At 66.6% G+C, this 16478-nt stretch carries 14 protein-coding genes; 8 read left to right on the top strand and 6 right to left on the bottom strand.

Annotated elements, in window-relative coordinates:
* Window positions 1–140 precede the first annotated feature (140 nt).
* Window positions 141–1319, top strand: coding sequence for an aminotransferase class V-fold PLP-dependent enzyme (locus ACQP2D_RS06145; RefSeq protein WP_433682740.1), 1179 nt, complete (start codon window positions 141–143; stop codon window positions 1317–1319).
* Entirely contained in the window at window positions 1319–2236 is a 918-nt protein-coding gene (locus ACQP2D_RS06140; protein ID WP_433682739.1) for a ribonuclease Z, read from the top strand. The genes ACQP2D_RS06145 and ACQP2D_RS06140 overlap by 1 nt, the downstream gene beginning before the upstream one ends.
* A 74-nt stretch (window positions 2237–2310) precedes the next feature.
* On the opposite strand, the gene ACQP2D_RS06135 is transcribed toward ACQP2D_RS06140, so the two are convergent.
* Complete coding sequence (locus ACQP2D_RS06135) at window positions 2311–2898, bottom strand: TetR/AcrR family transcriptional regulator (RefSeq protein ID WP_433682738.1); 588 nt, start codon at window positions 2896–2898, stop codon at window positions 2311–2313.
* A 123-nt stretch (window positions 2899–3021) separates the two neighbouring features.
* Here ACQP2D_RS06135 and ACQP2D_RS06130 point away from each other — a divergent pair, with 123 nt between their 5' ends.
* Together ACQP2D_RS06130 and ACQP2D_RS06125 are read left to right on the top strand one after the other, a co-directional pair.
* Window positions 3022–3723, top strand: a complete 702-nt coding sequence (locus tag ACQP2D_RS06130) for a lysophospholipid acyltransferase family protein (RefSeq protein ID WP_433685549.1) — start codon at window positions 3022–3024, stop codon at window positions 3721–3723.
* Between the two features lie 145 nt (window positions 3724–3868).
* Window positions 3869–5515 carry a fatty acyl-AMP ligase gene (locus tag ACQP2D_RS06125; RefSeq protein WP_433682737.1) on the top strand — a complete coding sequence of 549 codons (1647 nt, stop codon included), beginning with the start codon at window positions 3869–3871 and terminating at the stop codon, window positions 5513–5515.
* 122 nt (window positions 5516–5637) lie between these two features.
* Here the strand turns inward: ACQP2D_RS06125 and pth are convergent, their stop codons facing one another.
* Window positions 5638–6219 (bottom strand): aminoacyl-tRNA hydrolase, encoded by a 582-nt coding sequence (gene pth / locus ACQP2D_RS06120; protein WP_062986458.1) that lies wholly within the window; start codon window positions 6217–6219, stop codon window positions 5638–5640.
* Between the two features lie 24 nt (window positions 6220–6243).
* The gene (locus tag ACQP2D_RS06115) at window positions 6244–6849 is read right to left on the bottom strand and encodes a 50S ribosomal protein L25/general stress protein Ctc (protein ID WP_433682736.1); all 606 of its coding nucleotides are present in this window, start codon (window positions 6847–6849) and stop codon (window positions 6244–6246) included.
* A 303-nt stretch (window positions 6850–7152) separates the two neighbouring features.
* On the opposite strand from ACQP2D_RS06115, the gene ACQP2D_RS06110 reads away from it, so the two are divergent.
* Window positions 7153–8796 carry a peptide chain release factor 3 gene (locus ACQP2D_RS06110; protein ID WP_433682735.1) on the top strand — a complete coding sequence of 548 codons (1644 nt, stop codon included), beginning with the start codon at window positions 7153–7155 and terminating at the stop codon, window positions 8794–8796.
* 10 nt (window positions 8797–8806) lie between these two features.
* Here ACQP2D_RS06110 and ACQP2D_RS06105 read toward each other — a convergent pair whose 3' ends face one another.
* Both ACQP2D_RS06105 and ACQP2D_RS06100 read right to left on the bottom strand, forming a co-directional pair.
* Window positions 8807–9361, bottom strand: a complete 555-nt coding sequence (locus tag ACQP2D_RS06105) for a nuclear transport factor 2 family protein (protein ID WP_433682734.1) — start codon at window positions 9359–9361, stop codon at window positions 8807–8809.
* Window positions 9362–9463: 102 nt separating this feature from the next.
* On the bottom strand, window positions 9464–10342 hold the full coding sequence (locus ACQP2D_RS06100) for a DUF4393 domain-containing protein (RefSeq protein WP_433682733.1): 879 nt from the start codon (window positions 10340–10342) through the stop codon (window positions 9464–9466).
* Window positions 10343–10705: 363 nt separating this feature from the next.
* On the opposite strand from ACQP2D_RS06100, the gene ACQP2D_RS06095 reads away from it, so the two are divergent.
* Both ACQP2D_RS06095 and ACQP2D_RS06090 read left to right on the top strand, forming a co-directional pair.
* Entirely contained in the window at window positions 10706–11980 is a 1275-nt protein-coding gene (locus ACQP2D_RS06095; protein WP_433682732.1) for a DUF445 domain-containing protein, read from the top strand.
* Complete coding sequence (locus ACQP2D_RS06090) at window positions 11971–12885, top strand: Abi-alpha family protein (RefSeq protein WP_433682731.1); 915 nt, start codon at window positions 11971–11973, stop codon at window positions 12883–12885. The genes ACQP2D_RS06095 and ACQP2D_RS06090 overlap by 10 nt, the downstream gene beginning before the upstream one ends.
* A gap of 549 nt (window positions 12886–13434) precedes the next feature.
* Here the strand turns inward: ACQP2D_RS06090 and ACQP2D_RS06085 are convergent.
* Window positions 13435–15228 carry an ABC-F family ATP-binding cassette domain-containing protein gene (locus tag ACQP2D_RS06085; RefSeq protein ID WP_433682730.1) on the bottom strand — a complete coding sequence of 598 codons (1794 nt, stop codon included), beginning with the start codon at window positions 15226–15228 and terminating at the stop codon, window positions 13435–13437.
* Window positions 15229–15588: 360 nt separating this feature from the next.
* Here ACQP2D_RS06085 and ACQP2D_RS06080 point away from each other — a divergent pair, with 360 nt between their 5' ends.
* Complete coding sequence (locus tag ACQP2D_RS06080; protein WP_433682729.1) at window positions 15589–16437, top strand: LLM class flavin-dependent oxidoreductase; 849 nt, start codon at window positions 15589–15591, stop codon at window positions 16435–16437.
* Window positions 16438–16478 lie beyond the last annotated feature (41 nt).

The following is a 16478-nucleotide window of genomic DNA, read 5'->3' as shown; positions in this document are numbered from 1 at the left end:
TAACGAGGGGCACCGACAAAAGATGTGACGAGAATCTGAATTCGTGGTCACGCCCGGCCCGCACGCGTGGCCCGGCCGTCGAGCTGCACCGACGCCGAGCGACGGCGCGACGGGCCGGTTTCGGCGATACTGTCGTCGACATGCTGGACGAGAATCGCGTACGTGCCGACACCCCGGGCTACGAGTCCGGATCCGACCTGGTCTTCCTCGATAGCGCGGGTTCGTCGCTGCCGCCGCGGATCGTGCTCGATACCGTCATCGGCCATCTGCGGCGCGAGGCCGAAGTCGGCGGCTACCGCGCGGCGAACGAGCGACTCGACGACCTCGCCGCCGTGAAGTCCGATATCGGCGCGCTCATCAATGCCGATCCGACCAGCATCGCGCTCAGCGACAGCGCCACCCGCGCGTGGTCCGACTTCTTCTACTCGGTCCAGCTCGCGCCCGGCGACCGCATTCTCATCTCGGGCGCCGACTACGCCAGCAATGCGATCGCCGCCCTGCAACGCGCCAAGGCCACCGGTGCGGTGGTCGAGCCGATTCCCAGCGACAGCAGCGGTCAGATCGATCTCGACGCACTCGCGGAGCTGGTCGACGAACGCGTCAAACTGGTATCGGTGCTGCACGCCCCGACCAATGGCGGCCTGGTCAACCCGGCCGCCGAGGCCACCAGGATCGCGCATTCGGTCGGCGCGCTCGTCCTGCTCGATGCCTGTCAGTCGGCCGGACAGCTGCCGATCGATGTGGCCGAATTGGGCGTCGACGCACTCTCGGTCACCGGCCGCAAATGGCTGCGCGGGCCGCGCGGCACCGGATTCCTCTATGTGCGACCGGAATTGGCCGCGTCGATGGAACCGCAGCGGCTGGACCTGCACAGTGCCCAGTGGACCGGCCCCGACGCGTACACCGTGCTGCCCGACGCGAGCCGCTTCGAATTCTGGGAATGCGATGTCGCCGCCCGACTCGGTCTCGGCGCGGCCGTGCGCTACCTGCTCGACCTCGGACCCGAGGATGTCTATGCCGCGATCGCGGCCCGTGCCGAACACCTGCGCAAAGCACTGCCGGAAACCTCCGGAGTCACGTTGCGCGACATCGGCATTCGGCACAGCGGCATCGTATCCTTCACCGTCGATGGAATTTCCGCCGTCGAGGTGCGCGATCGTCTTGCGGCACAGAACATTACGGTGACCGCCAGCCACGCCAGCTCCACCCTGCTCGATATGACCGCGCGCGGACTCGATTCGGTGGTGCGTGCCTCACCGCACTGCTTCGTCGGCTTCGAGGAACTGGACCGGTTCGTGGCCGCGGTCGCGGCGCTGTGATGTCCCCCAGGGAACTGGTCGTCCTCGGCACCGCGAGTCAGGTTCCGACCAAGCAGCGCAGCCACAATGGCTATCTGCTGCGCTGGGGCGAGGAGGGCATTCTCTTCGATCCGGGCGAGGGCACCCAGCGCCAAATGACCTACGCGGGCGTTTCGGTCACCGATATCACCCGCATCGCGGTGACGCATTTCCACGGCGACCACTGCCTCGGACTGCCCGGCATCATCCAGCGGATCAACCTGGACAAGGTCGCCCATCCGGTGGACGTGTACTACCCCGCGTCGGGCGAGCAGTTCTTCGAACGACTGAGCAATGCCAGCGCGTTCTACCGCACCATCGACCTTCGGGCGCATCCGATCGCCGATCCCGGTGCGCTGGACGCGCCCGGCGCACCGTTCGTCCTCGAAGCGGCCGCGCTATCGCATCCGGTCGAGGCCTTCGGCTACCGGCTCACCGAGCCGAGCGGTGTGCGCATCCTGCCCGAACGGCTCGCCGAGCTCGGCCTGCACGGCCCCGCGATCGGGCAGTTGCAACGCGCGGGCAGCATCGAATACGACGGGCGCACAATCACTCTGGCGGATATCAGCGAGCCGCGACCGGGCCAGAGCCTGGCCTTCGTGATGGACACCAGACTGTGCCCCGGCGTCGAGACACTCGCCTCCGGCGTGGACATGCTGGTGATCGAGGCGACATTCCTGGATGCCGACGCCCACCTCGCCGAGGAATACGGCCATCTCACGGCGGGGCAGGCGGCCCGGGTCGCCGCCGAGGCGGGTGTGCGCACCCTGGTGCTGACCCACTTCTCCCAGCGCTACCGCGACCTCGACGGCCATCTCGACGAGGCGTCCGAATACTTCACCGGCGAGATCGTCATCGCCACCGATCTCGCGAGAATCCCACTCCCCCAACGCCGTTAGCTCCATGGTGGCGGGCGGAGCAGCTCGTCACACCCGGCCGTGCACAGGCTCGGATCCCGAGCGGGGTGCGACTGTCAGGTCAGGTGCAATGCGAGGACCTGGGCGACCAGGGCGGGGGCGCTGGCTGTCGGGATGACGAGGCGCAGACTGCGGTTGGCCTGGAGGGCGGCGATGCCGTGCAGATTGGTCCACAGGGCAATCGCGGTGGCCCTCGGGTCGTCGGCGGTCGGCGCGGCCTCGGCGACCAGCGCGGCGAAGCCCTCGAACAGCGGCAGGGTGATCGAGCGCAGATTCTCGCCGGAACCCTCGAGCAGGTCGTGACGGAACATCAGGGTGAACATCTCAGGGCGCTCACCCGCGAACTCGACGTACTCCACCGACATGCGCTGCATATGCTCGCGCGGCGTGGTCGCGCCCTCCCGTGCCTTCGCGAACCGATCGATGAGATCGGCGAAACCCTGGGCGGCGATGGCGGCCAACAGCGCACGGTGGGTGGGAAAGTGACGGCGGGGCGCACCATGGGAGACCCCGGCCGCGCGGGTGATCGCCCGCAGACCGAGCTGCCCGACGCCCACCTCTTCGAGCATGTCGACCCCCGCGCCGACCAGCCGTTCCCGCAGGGGCTCATTTCCGACCTTGGAGACATTGTCTACGTCAGCCATCGAATCGCTCCTCACCGGTATACCGACTGCGTCACACAAGTAGAAATCCTCTACCCACAATAGTAGACATTGTCTACACTCGCCTAGTAGACAGTGTCTACGGCAACTTTCTCGGAGGCTCATGTGTGGTACCGGTTTTTCAAGTACGTGCTGGTCGGCCCGCTATTGCGACTGCTCGGTCGGCCCGCGGTGGAAGGTCGGCGACACGTGCCACGTACCGGACCGGTGATCATCGCCGCCAACCACCTCGCCGTGCTCGATTCCCTTTACCTCGCGCTGGTCCTGCCCCGCCGCGTCACCTTCCTGGCCAAGCAGGAGTACTTCACCGGCACCGGACTCGAGGGACGGTTCCTGCGCTGGTTCTTCACCGTCCTGGGTCAGGTCCCGGTGAACCGCACCGGCGGCACCGCCGCTGCGGACGCACTGGACGCCGCCACCAAGATCCTGGAATCGGGTGATATCTGGGCGATCCACCCGGAGGGCACCCGCTCCCCCGACGGCTGCGTCTACCGCGGGCGTACCGGTGCACTGCGCGTCGCCATGGCGACCGGCGCGCCGGTGATTCCCGTGGTGCTCTCCGGTACCGACAAGGTGAATCCGCGCGGTACCAAATTGCCGCGTTTCGGCAAGGTGCGCATCAGCTTCGGCACGCCGCGCTACTACCCGCATGTCCCCCCGAGCCGCGCGACCCACACCGCGACCGACACTCCGGCCGCCTCCCCGGTCCGCGCCGCCACCGACGAGCTGATGCGGGAGTTGGCCGCCCGGTCCGGCCGCGATTACGTCGACCGCTACGCCACCACTTTCGGTTCGAACCGCTCGTAGCTTTCCGCCCCTAATTCGCCGTCCAGATCGGCAAGTCCGCGGACTACCGCGCGGAAGCGTTAACGCGACGCGGAATTGGCGGGATAGTTGGAAGCAGGCCGGCACAACGTCCGGCCACCGCACCGTGGTGATCAGGGAGTTGGACTTGAGCAGGTTCACCGATGAGATGTACGCGACGGCACAAACCTCGGTTCGCGGGCTGGTGACCGGGGAGCCGAATGCGCCGCTACGGCAGTCGTGGGGCGAGATCCATCGCATCGCGCGCCGAATGGCGGGCGGCCTCGCGGCCGCCGGAATCGGACACGGCGACGCGGTCGGAGTGCTGGCCGGGATGCCGGTCGATATCGCACCGGCCTGTCAGGGCATCTGGATGCGCGGCGCATCGATCACCATGCTGCATCAGCCGACACCGCGCACCGATCTGGTCATCTGGGCCCGCGATACCGAGACCGTCCTGTCGATGATCGATGCGCGCGCGGTGGTGCTCGGCGCGCCCTTCGAAGCCGCCGAACCACTGCTGCGCGAACGCGGCATCACCGTGGTGCGCATCGACCAGCTCCGCGATGGCCCGGAGGCCGATCCGGTGCCGACCGTCGAGACCGATATCGCACTGCAGCAATTGACCTCGGGATCGACCGGATCGCCGAAGGCGGTGCGGATCACGCACGGCAACTTCTACGTCAATGCCTACGCCATGTTCGATCGGGTGAAGTTCCAGCTCGACGAGGATGTGATGATCAGCTGGCTGCCCCTGTTCCACGATATGGGCATGGTCGGCTTCCTCAGCGTCCCTATGCAATTCGGCGCCGAAGTGGTCTGCGTGACGCCGATCGACTTCCTCATGCGCCCGCTGCTGTGGGCCGAGCTGATCGACAAATATCGCGGAACCGTCACGGCGGCACCGAATTTCGCGTACTCGCTGCTGGCCCGCAGGCTCAAGCAGGCCGAGGACGGCGCCTACGACCTCAGCAGCGTCCGGTACATGTGGAACGGTGCCGAACCCGTGGACCCGGACACCATGGAGGCCCTCGCCGCCGCCGGAAAACGCTTCCGGCTCAGTCCGATGGCGCTGACCCCCGTCTACGGCATGGCCGAAACCACACTGGCGGTATCGATTCCGGATCCCGGACTCGGGCAGGTGCTCGACGTCATCGATGCCGACCTGCTGGAGGCCCTCGGCAAGGCGGTGCCGGTGCACGATCCGCACGGCGGCCACGGCAATCTCCGCCGCCTGCCCACGCTCGGCTATCTGGTCGACAATCTGGAGGGCCGGGTCGTCGACTCGGAGCGCCAACCGCTGCCCACCCGTTCCGTCGGCGTAATCGAATTGCGCGGTCCCGCGGTGACTTCGGGCTATGTCACGGTCAATGGATTCCGTACCGCGCAGGATCCGGACGGCTGGCTCGACACCGGCGATATCGGCTACTTCACCGACGAGGGTCTGATCGTGGTGTGCGGCCGGATCAAGGACGTCATCATCATGGGCGGCCGCAATATCTATCCCACCGATATCGAACGCGCCGCGATGCGGGTGGCGGGTGTGCGCCCCGGCAACGCCGTCGCGGTCCGTTTGGACGCGGGGGAAAAGCGCGAAAGCTTCGCCGTGGTGGTGGAAAGCAATGACCACCAGAACGCCAATGAGGTCAAGCGGATCGAACGCGAGATCGTGCACTCGGTGTTCTCCGAAGTCGGCGTCCGTCCCCGCACCGTCGCGGTGCTCGGTCCCGGCGCCCTCCCGAAAACCTCCTCCGGCAAACTCCGCCGCTCCGCCACCGCCATCCACCTGCGCTGAACTATTGAATTGCGCTCGGGCGCAGGGTCTTTGCACACCGCGACCGCGCGTCCGAGCAGAGATCCGCCGCCGTCGGACGGTGGTGGTTTCGTGGTCCACGGCTTCGCACAATCGGTGCCCGATCAGTGCAGCTGGTTCTGCGCCGGTTCGAGTCCGACGCGCAGCAGCAATTCGACTGCGTCCGCGGCCTGTTCGACGATGACCGGAACTTCCTTGCGCTCCACCGACGAAAACGGTTTGAGCACATAGTCCGCCGGATCCTGGCGCCCGGGCGGGCGGCCGATGCCGATGCGGGTGCGCAGATAGTCCTTGGTGGTCAAGGCACTGGAGACCGAGCGCAACCCATTGTGCCCGCCCTCACCGCCGCCGCGCTTGAGCCGAACCTGGCCGAACGGCAGATCCAGTTCGTCGTGCACGACGATCACCTCGGTCGGCGGCACCGAGAAGAATTTCGCCAGCGCCGCGACCGGACGCCCGGACAGATTCATGAACGAGCGCGGCTTGGCGATCAGCACCTGACGTCCGTCCAGCCGGGCCTGCAGCAGATCGGCACCGGACTTCTTGTGCACGGCAAAACGGCCGCCGACGCGCTGCGCGAGCACGTCGGCGACCAGAAAGCCGATATTGTGCCGGGTGCGCTCGTACTCCGGACCTGGATTGCCAAGTCCGACCACGAGCGCGGGCCCGGTCGAGGATTCGGTCATGCGGATAACCGACCCGGGGAGTTCTTACTCGGCGCTCTCGGCCTCGGCGGCGGCCGCGGCGGCCTCCTCGGTCTCCTGTGCGGAGGCCGGAGCCGCGATGATGTTGACGATCAGGGCCTCCGGGTCACCGGCCAGGGTGACACCCTTGGGCAGCGAGATCTCGCCCGCGGTGATCTGAGTGCCCGCCTCGACGCCCTCGATCGAGACCTCGATGGACTCCGGAATGTTCAGCGCGTCGGCCTCGATGGACAGCGAGGTGACGTCCTGGGTGACCAGGGTGGCCGGACCGGCCTCGCCGGTCAGCGCGATGTTCACATCGGCGGTGACCTTCTCGCCGCGCTTGACGATCAGCAGGTCGGCGTGCTCGATGTAACGGCGAATCGGGTGCACCACAACGGATTTGGTCAGCGCCAGCTGCTTCTTGCCGTCGATGACGAGGTTCAGCACCGCATTGGTGCCGTGCTCGCGCAGAATGGCGGCGAAGGCCTGGGCGTTGAGCGAGAGGTGCTGCGGGTCGGCGGCGTGGCCGTACAGCACGGCGGGGACGTTGCCCGCGCGGCGGGTGCGGCGGGCCGCGCCCTTGCCGAACTCCGTGCGGACGGCGGCTTCGAGAAGGTTGGCGTCGGACATGACTGGATCTACTCCCTACGGCTCTTCCGGGCTGTCAACAGTGCGCCAGGGACTGTGATCCGCCCTGGCAAAAGGTTGGTCTATTCGTCGGGCGAAGACCGAACGAGGACGGCAGAGAGCCGAGCCGCGTCGATCACGGTGAACGCATCAAGTCTGCGGTCACCCTCGCCGAGACAACCTGAACACCATAGCGCAACTGTCTATCTCCCCCTGAATCGGGTCGTCGTACTCGCCGAATGTCCGTCACCCGGGTCGCGTACGCTGGAGCGGTTGCCGATCGGCCGTCTGAAAGGTTGTTTGAAGTTGACCGCCTCCACTGAGGGTGTCGTCGCGCCCGCCCCGCGTGGGTTGCCCGCCGAGGTCGCTCGACGGCGCACATTCGCGGTGATCTCCCACCCCGACGCGGGCAAGTCGACGCTCACCGAGGCGCTCGCGCTGCACGCCAAGATGATCTCCGAGGCGGGCGCTATCCACGGCAAGGCCGGGCGCCGATCGACCGTATCGGACTGGATGGAAATGGAGAAGGCGCGCGGTATCTCCGTGAGCTCGACCGCACTCCAGTTCAACTACCGCGCCGCGGGCTCCGATATCGATAACGTCATCAACCTGGTCGACACCCCGGGTCACTCGGATTTCTCCGAGGACACCTACCGCGTACTCACCGCCGTCGACGCCGCGGTGATGCTGATCGACGCCGCCAAGGGTCTCGAGCCGCAGACGCTGAAGCTGTTCCAGGTATGTCGCCACCGCGGCATCCCGGTCATCACGGTGATCAACAAATGGGACCGCCCCGGCCGAGCGCCGCTGGAATTGCTCGACGAGATCAACGAGCGGATCGGACTCACCCCGACGCCGCTGTTCCTGCCGGTCGGCATCGCCGGTGACTTCCGCGGGCTGCTGCGTCGCGGCCCCGAGGGCGAGGCCGTCGAATACATCCACTTCACCCGCACCGCGGGCGGCGCGACCATCGCGCCGGAGGAATCGATCGACCCCGAAGCCGCCGAGGCGCGCGAGGGTGAGGCGTGGACGACCGCCGCCGAGGAGAGCGAACTGCTCTCGGCCACCGGACAGGACCACGATCAGGAAATGTTCCTGGCCGGGCAGACCTCCCCCGTCATCTATGCCTCGGCGATGCTGAATTTCGGTGTGCGGCAGTTGCTCGAGACCTTGGTCGCGCTGGCGCCCGCGCCCGGTTCGCGTGCCGATGTCGGCGGCACGCCGCGCGACACCACCGATCCGTTCAGCGCGGTCGTGTTCAAGGTGCAGGCGGGAATGGATGCGGCACACCGGGATCGGCTCGCGTTCATGCGGATCGTCTCCGGCGAATTCGAGCGCGGCATGGTCGTCACGCACGCCCAGACCGGTCGGCCGTTCGCGACCAAATACGCGCTCACCGTCTTCGGCCGGGAGCGCTCGACCGTCGACACCGCCTACCCGGGTGATGTGGTCGGCCTGGTCAACGCGACCGCGCTGGCGCCGGGGCACACATTGTTCGTGGACAAGAAGGTGGAGTTCCCGCCCATCCCGTCCTTCGCGCCGGAGCATTTCGCGGTGCTGCGCGCGCAGAGTGCGGGCAAGTACAAGCAGTTCCGCAAGGCCATCGATCAGCTCGATTCCGAAGGCGTGGTGCAGGTGCTGCGCAATGACGCGCGCGGCGATGCCTCCCCCGTGCTCGCGGCGGTCGGCCCGATGCAGTTCGAGGTGGTCACCGCGCGAATGCTGGCGGAGTTCAACGTCGAAACCCATCTGGAACACCTGCCGTACACGCTGGCCCGGCGTACCGATGCGGAGTCGATGGCCGAACTCGACCGGCAGCGCGGAGTCGAGGTGTTCACCCGCTCCGACGGGGCGCTGCTCGCGCTGTTCGGCGACAAGTGGCGGCTGCAGTACATCGAGAAGGAGCATCCGAAGCTCACGCTCGAGCCATTGGTGGCGGCCGCGGACTGAACGCCGGCCCTTATCCGGCTTCGGGTTCGGCTTCCGTCGCCGGTTCGGGCTCGCGGCGCAGCGGAGTAGTGGGCTCGCGTTCGACCGCCGCGATGCCGTCTTCGCGCGCGATCAGCCCCCAGCGACTCGATGTCAGCCGCAGGCTGGGCAGATCGCTGAGCGAGAGCACCACCTCATAGGTCCGCTCGTAGCCGGTGTGCGCGATGCGCCAGAGGCCGTCCTGACAGCGCACGTAGCGATCGGAGTAGAACGCCGCGCCGCGCAGCAGCATATTGTGCGCCGGTATGAGCACGGTATCGGCGAGATACCAAGTGCCGGTGGCGGTATCGCCGACGACATCGATCTCCGGATGATCACATCGGTGCTCGGTGATGACATGTGGACCGAGGGTGTTGCGCATGAAAGCCAAGAACGCGTCCCGCGACTCGAACTGCAGGTACTCGCTGTAGGTGGCGGTCGCCTCGGGAATCATCGTATCCGCGAATTCCTCCCACGACTTGGTATCGAGGGCGCGCAGATACCGGAACTTCAGGCGACTGATCGCTGACACAGCATCCTGATCCATAACCTCAACAATCCCATTCGAAGCCGTCGTGCTACACGAATTGGGAGATTTGTATCAGATTGCTATCACCGTTGGCCGATAATCCGCCCCGACAAGCGACGGTCAGTTGCCGATGGTGAAGCAGGTGTTGCAGAAGTCGCTGCCGAACTCCGTCAACCGCAGACTCTTGCGCACGATCTTGGGCGCGCGCCCCGCCTTCTTCAGCGCCGCCTCGACCACCGGCTGCACCTCGAGCACCATGTACCGGCTGAGCACCACCGGATCGTCGGAAACCTGGGTCAGCCCCAGGCGGTTCAGGTTGATCAGATAGGTACGGGAGCGGTCCGGATAGCGGACTCCGGCCTGTTCCGGCACCGAGGTCAGATCACCGGTCACCAACTCCGAGCCGATGCCGAGCGGACGATTGGTCCGCACATCGACCGTCGGCTGCGGACCGTTCAATGCCATGAATCGCAGAATGCGCGCCTCGTCCGGCGCCAACTCATCCAGGATCCGGTCATAGGCGGGGTGCACATCCTCGGTGAAGTAGACATCGGCCGAGCGGGCCAGCAGCGCATCGCCGCGGCGGCGCAACTCCTCGCTGCTCGCCGAGTGCAGCGGCGCGCCGATGCCGATCGCCTGCGGCTGCGACACACCGTTGGAAGCCGGTACATAGCTGACGATTTCGCGCACCGACCCCTCGGTGACGCCCAGCGCACTGCGCGCGATGGAGCGCAGGGCATTGCCGGTGCGCTCGGCGATATCGGCCGACGACTCACCGTCGAGCGCGGCCTGGGTGATCTCCTTGGTCACCTCATAGGTCGTCTCGACGGCCCACTGACTGCCGCGCACCACGGTGCCCGCGGCAAGTCCCGCCGCCCGGAACACGCCGCGAATCAGCCTCGCCTCATTGCTGATCTGCCGCTGTTCGACATCCGAGCTGCGCTCCACCGAGCGGGAACCGGCCCGGGCCAGGTCCTGTCCGGTCCTGTCGTCTGTCACGTCTACTCCGATGTATTGCCAAGTGAACGAATACGCCCACAGATTATTGCCCCCGAGCTTTCCAGGTATGCGTAACCGTGAGCCGAGTGGGCCAGCACTCACGTCGACCCCTGCTGTCGAACGTGTGGTGGTCGTCATTGTCTCCGGCGCCAGTTGACAGTACGACATTCTGGACACACAGTGTGACTGATGTCTCAGACAATCCGCTGTGGCCCGGGACACTCGCGATCTCACAGTAGGGTCCGTCTGCCGACTGGGTGCTAGTTTGGGATGCCGGTGAGGCGGCGGTCACCGGTGTATCGGCAGGAGGGTGTCGTGTTGGAGAGTGTTTTCGGGATACACCCGACGATCCTCCTCGAGTTAGTGACTATCCCGCTTTTCACTGGAATCATCGGCTACATCACCAACTGGACCGGCATCCTCATGCTGTTCAAGCCGGTCGCCTTCCATGGTGTGCATTTACCCGGACTGCGCGCACTGTTTCCCTTCCTGCCCAAGCGAATTCAGGTGCTTCCGCTACTGAGTTACGACGGCCGAATCGGCTGGCAGGGCATCGTGCCCTCGCGCGCCGACAAAATGGCGAGCATCGCCGTCGACAAGGGGCTGGCGAAACTCGGCAGCGTCGCCGACTTCTATCGCGAGCTGGAACCGGACAAGCTCGCCGAACACCTCGCCAATATCGCCGACGCGCAGATCAAGGACATCGTCGAAGAAATCCTGCGCCGCGAGCACCCGCAACTCTGGTACAACCTGCCGACCGGCGTGCGGGAGATGATTCACGCGCGGGTCCGCCAGCAGCTGCCCGATATTCTGCGCGAGCTGACCGAGGAATTGGGCGCCAATATCGATCAACTGCTCGACGTCAAGCAGATGGTCATCCGCTATTTCCAGGCGCGCCCGCACCTGCTCAACACCCTTTTCCAGGTGCTCGGCGCCAAGGAACTGCGTTTCATGCAGAACTTCGGTTTCTACTTCGGCGCGCCGATGGGTGTGGTGCTGGTCGGGATTCTGCACGCGACCGGCTGGTCGACGCTGGTGGTGCTGCCGATCGGCGGCGTCGTCATCGGCTGGGTGGTCAACTGGATCGGCCTGAATATGATCTTCGCGCCCGCCTACCCGAAGTGGTGGTGCCCGTGGCGGCAGGGTCTGCTGATCAAGCGGCAGTCCGAGATCACCGATGGCTACGCCGAATTGGTCTCCAGCCAGGTGATGACCGTCGCCAATATCGGCGACGAACTACTCAACGGCCCGCGCTCGGACCGGACCATGCAGATGCTCGAGGACACCTTGCGCCCGGCCGCGGACCGCGCGCTCGGACCCGCGAGACCCGCGGTGAAGTTCATGCTCGGCAGCCGGGAGTACGACTCGCTGCAGTCGACGCTGACCACCGAGGCCATGTCCATCGCACCGATCGCCTTCGCCGATCCGGACTTCAATGTCCAGCAGGGCAGGCAAATCAACGACTACATCGCCAAACAGATGTCGGCGCTGAAGCCTCCGGACTTCGTGGATATGCTGCGATCGGCCATCAAACAGGACGAATGGCTCCTTTTTCTGCATGGCGGCGTGTTGGGGCTCTTCGCCGGATACGCTCACATCCTGATCTTCGGAACGGGAGTGGCGACATCATGGCTATGACGGAATCTGGCGGCGACGATCAGCGGGCCGCCGGGCAGGACTCTGCGTCGGTGGAGTACTCCGAGGTGGCCGAAACACCCCAGCTCTCAACGGAAATCGCGCGGCTGCCGATCAGCTCGGTCGAAGTCGGATCCCGCAAGCGCGAGCCCGGATCGGTGCGCAAGACCGTCCGCGCGACCACCGGAGTCGCCCGGGTCGCGGTGACCGCTGCCGCCGAGGTGACAGCCTGGGGCATCGATACCGCACTCGGTGTCGGCGCGACCGTGGTGCGCGGCAGTATCGCCGGGAATCCACCGCGCGAGGTGCTGGCCGAGGCCGAGGCGGAGGTCCGCGACGCGGTGCGCCGCGCACTGCGGCTGCCCGCCACACCCGAACAGCCCACCTCCGACGCCGTTCCCACGCTGCGCGAACAGGGTGCCGCGCTGCTGCGCCTGTCGGCGAGCACGCAGGGCGAACATGCCGAAACCCACCCCGCCTTCGCCCGCATGCTGGCCGAACTCACCCCCGACGAGGCACGCATCCTGCGCTTTCTGCACCTCGACGGCCCCCAGCCCTCGATCGACATCCGCACCGGACGCCCACGCGGCCTCGGTGTCGAGCGGATCATCTCCGGCCTCAACCTGATCGGCGAACACGCGGGCCTGCGCTTCCCGAACCGCGTCCAGCAATACCTGCCCAACCTGCGTCGCCTCGGGCTCATCGAATTCGTCAAGGAACCCGTCGGCAACCCGAACCGCTACCAAATCCTCGAGGCCCAGTCCCCGGTCCGAGAAGTATTGAAGCGCTCCGGCTTCGGCACCAAGGTCTACTACCGCAGCATCACCCTCACCGGCTTCGGCGCCGACTTCGTGCAGACCTGCCTGCCTGTTGTCGTCCAGGACGGCCGAGTCTCCGGCACCAGCTAACTCCCGATCGGGGTGCCATTCGACTCGCTCGATGCGGCGCCACGTCGGCCGCGCGCGGTGCAGCGCCCACCCAAACGGCCGAATCTCTTGCACCGACTGTCCCCATGATCGAGACGCCATTCAACTCCGCTCCATCCGGCGCCACAGCGGCCGCGCGTGGTGCAGCGCCCATCGAACGGCCGAATCTCTTGCACCGACTGTCCCCATGATCGAGACGCCATTCAACTCCGCTCCATCCGGCGCCACAGCGGCCGCGCGTGGTGCAGCGCCCATCGAACGGCCGAGTCTCTTGCACCGACTGTCCCCATGATCGAGGCGCCATTCGACTCCGCTCCATCCGGCGAACAATCCGTCGCGCGTGGTGCGGCGCACACCGAATCGGGTGCGCTCCTTAATGGTTCGCCGGCACCGGACGGTCTGCGAGGCCGAGGCGGGGTCGGCCAGCGGGCAGGCTCCCGTCGGCTAGGGGCAGCCCCCGACTGAGGGCAGACACCATCGGCCCAAGCCTAAAGCGCCGTCGCCCAGGGATCAGGCGCCGTTGCCCACGTGTCAGGCGCCATCGGCCAGTTCGAGCCAGCGCTCCTCGGCGGTTTCCTTTTCGGCCAGTACCTGTTTCAGCTCAGCGCCAAGAGTGATGAGCTTTTCCGGATCGGTGGCGGCGTCGGCCAAGGCGGTGTGCAGGCGCTGCTCGCGTTCGGTGAGTTTATCGATGGCGCGTTCCAGTTTGGCCAGTTCCTTGCGGGCGGCGCGGTAGGCGGCGGAATCGGTGGCGGGGGTTTCGGCGGCTTTGGTGTCGGTACCGGAACGTGTTGTGGCGGAACTCGATACGGCGCGCTTGTTCAGGTATTCATCGATGCCACCGGGCAGGTTGGTGAGTTTGCCGTCGCCGAACAGGGCCCAGGTGGAGTCACAGATGCGCTCGATCAGGTAGCGGTCGTGACTGATCACGACCAGGGTGCCCGCCCAGTTGTCGAGCAGGTCCTCGAGCTGTTGCAGGGTATCGATATCCAGGTCATTGGTCGGCTCGTCGAGGAGCAGCACATTCGGCTCGGCCATCAGGATGCGGGTCAGCTGCAGCCTGCGCCGTTCACCGCCGGATAGGTCGCCGACCGGGGTGCGCTGGCGGGCGGGGGTGAAGCCGAGCCGCTCGGCCAGCTGACCAGCGGAGATCTCCTTGTCGCCCAGCATGATTCGCTGCGCGATCTGCTGGACGGCCTCCAGTACCCGCAGATCGGTCGGCAGATCGTCGAGTTCCTGACGCAGCCAGCCGATCTGGACCGTCTGCCCCTGAATGCGTTTACCCGCAGCGGGTTCAACCGCACCGGCCAAGGTGCGCAGCAGGGTCGTCTTGCCGGAGCCGTTCACCCCGACCAGGCCGACCCGCTCGCCCGGCGCGAGCCGCCAGGTCAAGTCGCGCACCAACTCTCGGCCGTCCGGTGTGGTGAGGGTAGTGTCCTCGAGCTCGATGACGACGCGGCCCAGGCGCTTTCGCGCGAAGGCGGCGAGTGAGACGCTATCGCGCGGCGGCGGCACATCGGCGATCAATGCCTCGGCCGCCTCCACCCGATAACGCGGCTTGGAGGTGCGCGCCTTCGCGCCGCGCCGCAGCCAGGCCAACTCTTTGCGCGCCAGGTTCGCGCGCCGGGCCTCGGCGGCGTCGGCCTGCCTGGCCCGCTCGGCGCGCGCGAAAATCCAATCGCCGTAACCGCCCTCGTAGCTCTCGACCCTGCCGCCGACAACCTCCCAGGTATCGGTGGCGACGGTGTCGAGGAACCAGCGATCGTGGGTCACGACCACCAGCGCGCTGCGGCGGTTGAGCAGATGTTCGGCCAGCCACTGCACACCCTCGACATCGAGGTGGTTGGTCGGCTCGTCGAGAACGAGCAGATCGAGTTCACGCACCAGCGCGGCGGCCAGTGCGACGCGGCGGCGCTCGCCGCCGGACAGATTGTCGACCGACGTGTCCAGGCCGAGGCCTTCGATTCCGATACCCGCCATCACCGAGCGGATGCGCGGATTCGCAGCCCACTCATGTTCGGCGACGTCGTCGGTCATCGCGTCATCGGCCAGTCCGGCCAGCACCACGGATCCGACGGTCGCGCCCGGGGGCAGCACACCGCGCTGGGTGACCACCGCCATCCGCAGCCCGCCGACACGGCTCACCCGGCCGCTGTCGGGCGGTTCGAGACCGGTCAGCACCTCCAACAGGGTGGTCTTACCGCCGCCGTTGAGGCCGACGACACCGATCCGCTCGCCCGCGTGGATACCGAGCGACACGTTGTCCAGGAGCGGTTTGATACCGAAACTCTTGGAGACCTGCTCGAGGTTGATCAGGTTGGACATGGATCCTTCCGAGTCGTGCGCAGGGCGAGTACTCGCCCTGCGCAAGCGTACCGAGCACCCCGAACCACCCATTCCCCCGCCGAGTCCCGAGCCCCGCCTCGGGCGCTCGGCCATCGGCCGCTGACCCGACGACTTGTGGCCGCAACGAACGGCCCTCCCCGGTCGCCGATTCGACCGGCGAACCGAGCGATTCCGAGGGACTTGCACGACGAACAACGTTCGTTTAGAGTCGGCGTAACGAACCGCGTTCGTCACGAACAACGTTTAGGCGCTCCCGGAGTACAGCCGCAGGATGGGAGCCCCACCTCGAGCCGAGGTGAGTGGGGCGGCACGATTCACCACTCTCATCGGAGGTTTCTCATGCACATCGGTCTCGGTCTGCCCATTTCCGATCCCACCGCACTGCTCGACTGGGCCCGCCGTGCCGATGCGGGCCCGTTCTCCACCCTCGGCCTGCTCGACCGGCTCGTCTATGACAATCCCGAACCGCTGATCGCGCTCGGCATGATCGCGGGCGCCACCGACCGCATCAAGGTGCAGACCGAGGTGCTCATCGCACCGCTGCGCGAGCCGACGCTGCTCGCCAAACAGGCCGCCACCCTCGACCGAATGTCCGGTGGCCGTTTCGTGCTCGGCCTCGGCGTCGGCGGTCGCGCGGACGATCACATCGCCTCCGGCACCGACCTGCGTACCCGCGGTCGCCGCCTGGACGAACAGATGGCGATCATGCGCCGCCTGTGGTCCGGTCAGCCGCACAGCGCCGACTGCGGACCGATCGGCCCCGCGCCGCTGCGTCCCGAAGGCCCCGAGGTTCTCTTCGGCGGCTTCCAGCCCGCCGCCATCGATCGCGTCGGACGCTGGGGCGGTGGATTTCTCGCCGCCGCCGCACCGTCCTGGGCCGGTGGTCTCTTCGAAGCCGCCCGTCGCTCATGGAAGGAATACGGCCGCGACGGCGAACCGCGTATCGTCGCCCAGGTCAATGTCGCACTCGGTGCGCCCGACCTGATCGAAGACGCCCGCACCTCGATGGGCAACTACTACGAATTCAGCGGTCGCGCCGATTACATGCTCGCGGGCATGCTCACCACACCTGACGAGATCCGCACAGCCATCAGCCAATTCGAAGATCTCGGCGCGGACGAGGTCATGCTCTACTGCTACGGCCGCGACGCCGACCAGGTCGACCGGCTCGCCGAGATCATCGCATAACCCCGCGCCAGCCAACCGAGCGTGCACTCTTCATCCGAGTT

It is taken from the genome of Nocardia sp. CA-119907, from assembly GCF_050955995.1.
Classification (GTDB): domain Bacteria; phylum Actinomycetota; class Actinomycetes; order Mycobacteriales; family Mycobacteriaceae; genus Nocardia.
The sequence above is the reverse complement of the archived record's forward strand: the minus strand, read 5'-3'. Positions and strand labels throughout refer to the sequence as shown.